The organism is Sphingomonas sp. 2SG, from assembly GCF_005503285.1.
Classification (GTDB): Bacteria; Pseudomonadota; Alphaproteobacteria; order Sphingomonadales; family Sphingomonadaceae; genus Sphingomonas; species Sphingomonas taxi.
Window position 1 is genome coordinate 136,377 of the sequence record NZ_SCMZ01000004.1, and the last position, 8,492, is coordinate 144,868.

9 protein-coding genes are annotated in these 8,492 nt (G+C 68.0%); 2 read left to right on the plus strand and 7 right to left on the minus strand.

The window, feature by feature from the left end:
* Nucleotides 1-56: 56 nt before the first annotated feature.
* From FFS23_RS03485 to cobA, 5 genes are all read right to left on the minus strand, one after another.
* Entirely contained in the window at nt 57-815 is a 759-nt protein-coding gene (locus FFS23_RS03485) for a phosphoadenylyl-sulfate reductase (RefSeq protein WP_137897460.1), read from the minus strand.
* Nucleotides 808-1,239 (minus strand): DUF934 domain-containing protein, encoded by a 432-nt coding sequence (locus FFS23_RS03490; RefSeq protein ID WP_137897461.1) that lies wholly within the window; start codon nt 1,237-1,239, stop codon nt 808-810. Before FFS23_RS03490 ends, FFS23_RS03485 begins: the two co-directional genes overlap by 8 nt.
* Nucleotides 1,232-2,863, minus strand: a complete 1,632-nt coding sequence (locus tag FFS23_RS03495) for a nitrite/sulfite reductase (RefSeq protein WP_137897462.1) — start codon at nt 2,861-2,863, stop codon at nt 1,232-1,234. The genes FFS23_RS03490 and FFS23_RS03495 overlap by 8 nt, the downstream gene beginning before the upstream one ends.
* Nucleotides 2,864-3,430: 567 nt before the next feature.
* Nucleotides 3,431-3,727 (minus strand): DUF2849 domain-containing protein, encoded by a 297-nt coding sequence (locus FFS23_RS03500; protein ID WP_038661225.1) that lies wholly within the window; start codon nt 3,725-3,727, stop codon nt 3,431-3,433.
* Nucleotides 3,724-4,554, minus strand: coding sequence for a uroporphyrinogen-III C-methyltransferase (gene cobA, locus FFS23_RS03505; protein ID WP_052075550.1), 831 nt, complete (start codon nt 4,552-4,554; stop codon nt 3,724-3,726). Before cobA ends, FFS23_RS03500 begins: the two co-directional genes overlap by 4 nt.
* Before the next feature lie 295 nt (nt 4,555-4,849).
* Here cobA and FFS23_RS03510 point away from each other — a divergent pair, with 295 nt between their 5' ends.
* Together FFS23_RS03510 and FFS23_RS03515 are read left to right on the plus strand one after the other, a co-directional pair.
* A complete protein-coding gene (locus FFS23_RS03510; protein WP_137897463.1) occupies nt 4,850-5,296 on the plus strand; it encodes a hypothetical protein in 447 nt (148 codons plus the stop codon).
* Between the two features lie 105 nt (nt 5,297-5,401).
* Nucleotides 5,402-6,181 (plus strand): EAL domain-containing protein, encoded by a 780-nt coding sequence (locus FFS23_RS03515; RefSeq protein WP_502702112.1) that lies wholly within the window; start codon nt 5,402-5,404, stop codon nt 6,179-6,181.
* On the opposite strand, the gene FFS23_RS03520 is transcribed toward FFS23_RS03515, so the two are convergent.
* A complete protein-coding gene (locus tag FFS23_RS03520; protein ID WP_137897464.1) occupies nt 6,126-6,698 on the minus strand; it encodes a P-loop NTPase family protein in 573 nt (190 codons plus the stop codon). The two genes, FFS23_RS03515 and FFS23_RS03520, sit on opposite strands and share 56 nt — an antisense overlap.
* Nucleotides 6,699-7,041: 343 nt before the next feature.
* Nucleotides 7,042-8,454 (minus strand): succinylglutamate-semialdehyde dehydrogenase, encoded by a 1,413-nt coding sequence (astD, locus tag FFS23_RS03525; protein ID WP_038661219.1) that lies wholly within the window; start codon nt 8,452-8,454, stop codon nt 7,042-7,044.
* Between the last annotated feature and the right edge of the window lie 38 nt (nt 8,455-8,492).

The window sequence follows — 8,492 nt, forward strand, 5'->3', positions numbered from 1 at the left end:
ATCGTGCGGGAAAACCCACTTGGATTACAGTTGTTCCCAGTTTGGGATGATCCGGATCAGAACGCCGGGTCGTCGCCTGGCAGCGTCGAGACGTGGATGCCGCATTCCACCTTGTCCCAGCCGCGCCAGCGACCGGCGCGCGGGTCTTCGCCGGGCTTGACCTTGCTGGTGCACGGCGCGCAGCCGATCGACAGATAGCCCTGCGCCTCCAGCGGGTGACGCGGCAAATCGTGTTCCTCGAAATAGGCGTCGAGCTGGCTCTTCGACCAGTCGGCGAGCGGATTAAGCTTGAGCCGGCCCTCGTCCTCCTCGAAGCGCGGCAGCGCGGTGCGGGTGCCCGCCTGGAAGCCCTTGCGGCCCGAGATCCACGCGTCGAACGGCGCCAGCGCGCGGCGCAGCGGCTCGACCTTGCGGATCTCGCAGCAGCCGTCGGGGTCATAGGACCAGCGCATGCCGGTCGCATCCTTCAGCCCGAGCATACGCGGATCGGGGCGGAAGACGCGCAGGTCGGTGAGGCCGAGCTTCTCCGAAAGCTCGTCGCGATAGGCGAGGGTTTCGCCGAACATCTTCTGCGTGTTGGTGAAGACGACCGGCACGTCCTTGTCGATGCTCGCCACCATGTGCAGCAGCACCGCCGACTCGGCGCCATAGGACGAGACGGAGGCGATGCGGCCGGCGAGTTCGCCGGTCAGCAACGCGCGCAGCATGTCCGCGGCCGGCACGCCGGCGAAGCGGATCTGCATCGCCGCGGCATCCGCCGTGGTGAAGGGCGGCGCGACGTCCATCACGTCGAGCGCGCGGGCGGGCTCACCCATGACGCAGCTTCCACACCGGCACCACCGCATCGGCGGCGGGCTGGTAGCGATAGTCGTAGCGGTCGAGGCTGCGCTGCAGCGTGTCGGCGTCGATCGGGGCTTCGGGCGCGAAGCTGTCGAAGCCGCAACGGCGCATCAGCGGCAATTGGTCGACGAGCACGTCGCCCGCCGCGCGCAGCTCGCCGGTATAGCCGGCCTCGCGCAGCACCCGCGCGGCGCTATAGCCGCGACCGTCGCGAAAAGAGGGGAAACTGACCTCGACCAGCGCGAGCTGGCCGAGCTGCGGCAGCAGGGCGCGCGCGTCCTCGCCGGCTTCGAGGCGGACCGCGGTGGCGTTGCTCTGGCCGAGGAAGGCGTCGAGCGTCACCGCGGGCTCGTCGTGCGGCTCGTCGTCGCGGAAGCGGAGCAGGGCTGCATCAACCATAGATCGCCTCCTTGAAGGGTTCGAAGCCGATCCGGCGATAGGTGTCGAGGAAGCGCTCGCCGGGCTCGCGTGTCGCGAGATAGCGGGCGGTGACGCGCTCGATCGCGTCGACGACGCCGTCCTCGGAGAAGCCGGGACCGGTGATCTTGGCGAGGCTGACGTCCTCCGCGCCCGAGCCGCCGAGCGAGAGCTGGTAGTTTTCGGTGCCCTTCTTGTCGACGCCGAGAATGCCGATGTGGCCGGCGTGGTGGTGGCCGCAGGCGTTGATGCAGCCCGAGATCTTGAGCTTCAGTTCGCCAAGGTCGCGCTGGCGGTCGCGGTCGGCGAAGCGGGCCGCGATCTTCTGCGCCAGCGGGATCGAGCGGGCGTTGGCGAGGCTGCAATAATCGAGGCCCGGGCAGGCGATGATGTCGGTGATGAGGTCGAGGTTGGGCTCGGCGAGACCGGCGTCCGAGAGGCGCCGCCAAACTTCACTAAGGTCGCGCATAGCGACGTGCGGCAGAACGATGTTCTGCGCGTGCGTTACCCGTAACTCATTGAATGAGAACGTTTCCCCCAGTTCGGCGAGCAGCTCGATCTGGTCGGCGGTGGCGTCGCCGGGGATGCCGCCGGCGGGCTTGAGGCTGACGTTGACGATCGCATAGCCGGCCTGCTTGTGCGCGGCGACGTTCTGGTCGAGCCAGACCGCGAAATCGGGATCGCTGCGGTCGATCTCGGTCGGTGCCGCCGCGTCGAAGGCGGGGGCGGCGAACATCGCGGTGATCCGGTCGAGCTCGGCGCGGGGCGGATCGATGCCGAGCTGCTTGACCGCGAGGAATTCCTCCTCGACCTGGCGGCGATAGTCGTCCGCGCCGATCTCGTGGAGCAGGATCTTGATCCGCGCCTTGTAGATATTGTCGCGGCGGCCGTAGCGATTGTACACGCGCAGGCACGCCTCGAGATAGCTCATCAGATCGTCCGAGCCGACGAAGTCGCGGACGAGATGGCTGATCATCGGGGTACGGCCCATGCCGCCGCCGACGTAGATCGCCGCACCCAGTTCGCCGTCGCGCCGGACGAGCCGGATGCCGATGTCGTGGAGGCGCATCGCCGCACGATCTCCTTCCGCGGCGATCACCGCGAATTTGAACTTGCGCGGCAGGTAGCTGAATTCGGGGTGGAAGGTGCTCCACTGGCGGATCAGCTCGGCCCAGGGGCGCGGATCGGCGACCTCGTCCGCGGCGGCGCCGGCATATTGGTCGGCGCTGATGTTGCGGATGCAATTGCCGCTGGTCTGGATCGCATGCATCTCGACCGTCGCGAGGCGGGCGAGGATATCGGGCGTGTCGGCGAGCTTGATCCAGTTGAACTGGAGGTTCTGACGCGTGGTGAAATGGCCGTAGCCGCGGTCGTAATCGCGCGCGATGCTGCCGAGCATCCGCATCTGGCGGCCGTCGAGCGTGCCATAGGGGATGGCGACGCGCAGCATATAGGCGTGAAGCTGGAGGTATAGGCCGTTCATCAGCCGCAGCGGCTTGAACTGGTCTTCGGTGAGCTGGCCCGACAGGCGGCGCTCGACCTGGTCGCGGAACTCGTCGACGCGGGCATCGACGATCGCCTGGTCGTATTGGTCGTATTTATACATGATCGGCTTTCCGGCCTTCGTGCGTGGCGAAGGCTGTTGGGTTCGCGCGAAGACGCGAAGACGCGAAGAGAAGACGGTTTTGGTTCGCTCGGGGGCGCGGGGGCGCGGAAATCGCGTTCGTGCGGTTGCGCGGGGCGGCAGACAGAAGGTTTTTGTTCGCGCAGAGGCGCGGAGGCGCGGAGGGGGTGCGCCGGTGGCGCGCGGAATGGACGCCACCCACCTTCGTCATCCCGGCGAAGGCCGGGACCCATGGTTGCGGTGCCGCTCGAGGGTGGGGGCGCGGCTTGTTCCGGGTGGTTTGGGCCTCGCTTGGCCTCGACCGATCCGGCACGAAGCTGGTGACAGCGGTGTTACCGTTCCGCGTTTCACCGGTCGCGTCGAGTCCATGGGTCCCGACTTTCGTCGGGATGACGGGATGGGGGAGGGCATGCCTGTGTACCAGCCACGGCCCTGCCAGCTGCCGCCCATAAGCGCGCGAGCTGGCTACGGCAGGCGCGACCGCTCCGCGCCTCCGCGCCTCCGCGCGAACCAAATCCATCTCTTCGCGGCTTCGCGTCTTCGCGCGCATCATATCACCCAGCTGCCCGCGGACGGGTCGGCCGGCTTGAGCGTCAGGTCGGGTCGCACGGTCGGACCCAGCGCACGGATGCGGTCCTTGATATGCGCCGGTCGCGGGCCGTCGGGCGTCGGGATCGCGTCGATCAGATAGGGCACGTTGACGCGGCGCGCGCCTTCCTCGGTGCGCAGGATGCCCTCGCCCTCGGTGCCGACGTCGACCGCATCCTCGACATGGCGCGACCAGCCGGTGCCGGTCCACCACACGACGTCGCCGGTCGGGAGGTCGTTGCCTGTCAACAGTCTCATGCCGCGGTCTCCTCGGCGGGCCCCACGAAAGTATTACTTTCGTGGGTTCCCTCGGCGATCCGCGCCCAGCGGGCAAGCTTGTCCTCGGCGTCCGAGAGTTCGACGACCTCGCCGACGACGATGATCGCCGGGCTCTGCACCGCCTCGCGCGTCACCATCGCGCCGAGATCGGCGAGGAGGGTGCGGATCGCGCGGCTGCCCGCCAGCGTGCCGCGTTCGAGCACTGCGACGGGCATGTCGGGGGCGACGCCATCGGCCATCAATTTGTCGGCGATGTCGCTGGCGGTGGCGACGCCCATGTAGATCACCAGCGTGCGACCCTGACCGGCGAGACCCGACCAATCCTGATCGCTCAGCCCCTTGCACTGGCCGGCGACGAAGCTGACCGCGCTGCTGTGGTCGCGATGGGTGAGCGGCAGCATCGCCTCCGCCGCGCAGCCGAGCGCCGCCGAGACGCCGGGGATGACCTCGACCTTGAGGCCGGCGGCGCGCACCGCCTCGACCTCCTCGCCGCCGCGGCCGAAGATGAAGGGATCGCCGCCCTTGAGCCGGACGACGATCGCACCGGTCTTGACGTGGGCGACGATGAGGGCGTTGATCGCCTCCTGCGGCAGCGTGTGGCGCGCGCGGCTTTTCGCAACGGAGATGCGCTGCGCCTGCGGCGGCGCGATATCGAGCACGCGCGGATCGATCAGGCCGTCGTGGACGACGATATCGGCACTGCGCAGCGCCTCGACCGCGCGGACGGTGAGCAGGCCAGGATCGCCCGGACCGGCACCGACCAATATGACGCGCCCGCGGGCGTTGGGATCGAGAAGCGTAGCCATATCCGCCAGATGGGCCGGGGCGGACGGACGGACAAGCCAGCGTTGCTTTGGCGGGGGTTAGGGGAGCTTGTGGCTATGGTCGGAGAGCGAGTGATGATGGCCGCGAAAAGGAGCAACTCGTTGCCAGTCCAAAACGGACAGGTATACGTCCGGGTGATCAACAGGGAGTATCACGATGTCTGCTGCCGAAGCCGATCTAGTCGAACGTATTGCGCGCCTCGAGCGGCGGTTGCGGATCGCGTCCATCGCGGTCGTTCTGGCAGTGGCCTGTTGCGGGTTGACGTTTCTGGGCGTTGTGAGCAACCGGGCCAGTGCGGCGCCGGCAGCGGCGCCGAAAATAGTCGACGTGCTGCGGGTGCGCCAACTCGACGTGGTCGACCACGCCGGCGTCACGCGCGTCAAGCTCGCTGCGCCGCTGCCCAACGCGACGATCGACGGCAAAACGCTGACCCGCGGTGGCCGACCGCAGGATACGATGTCGGGGATGCTGCTGTTCGATGCCGAGGGCGTCGAGCGCAGCGGTTACGTCACGGCCGATCACGGCTATTCCAACGTCCTGCTGACGCTCGACGACAAGCACAAACAGCATGCCATGTTCATCGCCGAGCCGACCGGCGCGACGACGCTTCGCCTTTTCAACGGCAATACGCACGATCGCGTCGACGTCGGTATCGACGAGGACGGTCCCTCCATCACAATGGTCCGCCGCGGCAAGGAATTCTACCGTCAACCCGCCCGATAGCGATGGCGGCGGCGTGGTGGCGGACGGCATCGTGACCACGCATGAGTGCGAAGGATAACCCCATGTTCACGAAGCCTTAGCACCCGTGTCGATAGGCAAGGCAGCATGATACAGGTCAAGCCAGCCGGATGTCAGGGATGCCGCGGCGAGGAGCATGATTTCGCCATCGCGATGGCGTTCCAGCCGATCGTCGACGTCACTACCGGGCAGCCCTTCGCCTATGAAGCGCTGGTGCGCGGCGCGGATGGCGCCGGGGCGGCGAGCGTGCTGGCGCAGGTGACGCCGGAGAATCGCTACGCCTTCGACCAGCAATGCCGGGTCGCGGCGATCGAGGGCGCGGTGGCGGCGGGGATCCTCGACGGCGATGCGCGGTTGTCGATCAACTTCCTGCCCAATGCGGTCTATTCGCCGCTCGCCTGTATCCAGCTGACGCTGAAGACCGCGCATGCGACCGGCTTTCCGACCGACCGGCTGATCTTCGAATTCACCGAGAACGAGGAGATGACCGACACCGCGCACGTCAAGACGATCGTCGAATCCTATACTGCGATGGGCTTCGGCACCGCGATCGACGATTTCGGCGCGGGTCATGCCGGGCTCGGGCTGCTCGCCAAGTTCCAGACCGACTATATCAAGCTCGACATGGATCTGATCCGCGGCATCGAACAAAGCCTGCCGCGACGGATGATCGTCGAGGGCGTGGTGCGCATCGCCGAGTCGCTCCGCATCGCGGTGATCGCCGAGGGGATCGAGACGGCCGCGGAATATGAGACGCTGGCCGGGCTCGGCATCCGCTACATCCAGGGCTATCTGCTCGCGCGGCCGGGGTTCAGATGCCTGCCGGCGGTGACTTTGCCCGAGGCGCGGCGCGTCGCGGTCGGGTGAGGCCGGCGGCGCGGTAGAAGGCGGTGATCGCTCGCGGCGTCGCAAGGCGAATGACGGGCAGGTCGATCGTCTCGGCCAAGGCATCGTAGCGGCGGCGGTTGGCGCGGGTGGTGATCGCGATGTGGCGCAGCATCGCCCATTTGACGCTGTCGCGGCCGCCCTCTAGTGCGCCGATCCGGTGGCGGTCGAACCAGCAGCGGGCGACGTAGCGGCGCAGGCTGGTCACGGTCGGCACGTCGAGCAGGATGACGCCGGTCGCGCGTGACAGCCGCTGCGGCAGGCAACGCGAATAATTACCCTCGATCACCCAGCGCTCGCCGAGGATCGCAGCGTCATGCAGCGCGACGAACGCGGCGACCGGGCGGGGTTGCCAGTCGGTGCCGGGGAGATGGTGAAGCTGGTCGAGATGGACGACCGGCAGGTCGCAGGCTTGACCGATCGCCTGCGCGAGCGTCGACTTGCCGCTGTTCGATGGACCCATGATGCAGATGCGCGGACCGAGGGCGGTGAGGGGCATGCGGGTTATGTAGAGGAGTGCGGCACGTGCGCGTTGCCCGCTGGATCAGAAATAGCTGATCACCGTTGCGTTGCCATCGGGATTACGCGCTGCGGCACGGGCGAGGAGCGCGCGCTTTGCGGTCTTCGCGCGAAATGTCATGAGTTGATCCGTCCGCGCCCACGCCGTCGCCCCGGACTCGTTCCGGGGTCCACCGGGCCGCAGGGGAGCGACCTCGCCTCCAGCCTTTCTCCTCGCCGCGGCGTGGACCCCGGAACGAGTCCGGGGTGACGAAGCTTTCTGGGTAGGCGGCTCGCGCCTCAATGCTTGCCTCCGTGTTCCCGCTTTTCTCTTCCGTGCCGCGTCAGGCGTCGCGCAGGCCGATGCCGATGTTGGCGCGGGCGGCTTCGGCTTCGTTGCTGACCACCGGATAGGCGCAATAATCGGCGGCGTAATAGGCGCTGGGGCGGTGGTTGCCGCTCCAGCCGATGCCGCCGAACGGGGCCGACGACGAGGCGCCGTTGGTCGGGCGGTTCCAATTGACGATGCCGGCGCGGATGCCGGCCCAGAAGCGGTCGTAGAGCGCCGGGGTCTGGCTGACCAGCGCCGCCGACAGGCCGTAGCGGGTGGTGTTGGCGAGCGCGATCGCCGCGTCGAAATCGGCGGCGCGATAGACTTGCAGGATCGGGCCGAACAGCTCGATGTCCGGATGTTCGGTGGCCGCGGTCATGTCGATCAGCGCCGGGGTGAGGAAGGGACGGTCGGCCACGGTGCGTTCGAGATGGCGGATCGGGCGGCCGCCGCGCATTAGCAGCGCTAGGAAGCTCTCGCTCAACTGGTCGGCGACGTCATTGTCGATCACCGGCCCCATGAACGGCTGCGGATCGTCGTGCGGGCTGCCGACGATCAGCCGGCCGACCATCGCGCAGATCGCGTCGATCAGCGGCTCGTAGAGACGATCCTCGACGATCAGGCGGCGCGCGGCGGTGCAGCGCTGGCCGGCGGTGGTGAAGGCGGACTGGATGACGAGCACCGCGGCCGAATGCAGGTCCGGCGTGTCCCAGACGATGATCGGATTGTTGCCGCCCATCTCCAGCGCGAGGATCTTCTCGGGCTTGGCGGCGAAGGCGCGGTTGAGCGCGAGGCCGGTGCGCGCCGAGCCGGTGAACAGCAGGCCATCGATATCGTCGTGGTCGGCGAGCGCCTTGCCCTCCGCCGGGCCGCCGATCAGCAGGCGGACGCAGGCTTCGGGCACGCCGGCGGCGCGATAGCAATCGACGAGGAAGGCGCCGCTCGCGGGGGTCTTTTCCGACGGCTTGAAGACCACCGCATTGCCGGCGAGCAGCGCCGGGACGATATGGCCGTTGGGCAGGTGCACGGGGAAATTGTACGGACCGAGCACCGCGAGCACGCCATGCGGCTTGTGGCGCAGCGCCATGCGGCTGCCCATCGGCGATTCGAGCCGGCGCTGTGCGGTGCGTTCGGCATAGGCGCTGACCGAGATGTCGACCTTGGCGATGACGCTGTCGATCTCGGTGCGCGCCTCCCACAGCGGCTTGCCGGTCTCGCGCGCGAGCAGGTCGGCGAAGGCTTCGTGGCGCTGGCGGACGACGTTGCCGAAGCGGCGCATCGTCTCGATGCGGACGGTGAGCGGCTGCGCGGCCCAGCGCGCCCAGCCGGCGCGGGCGGCGCCGACCTCGGCATCGGCGTCGCCGATCGCGCCGCTCCACAGCTCGGCACCGGTGGCGGGTTCGTAGGAGATGATCGCGTCGGCCATGCGTACCCTGTCTGTGCTGCTCAAGGGGTTAGGCGAAT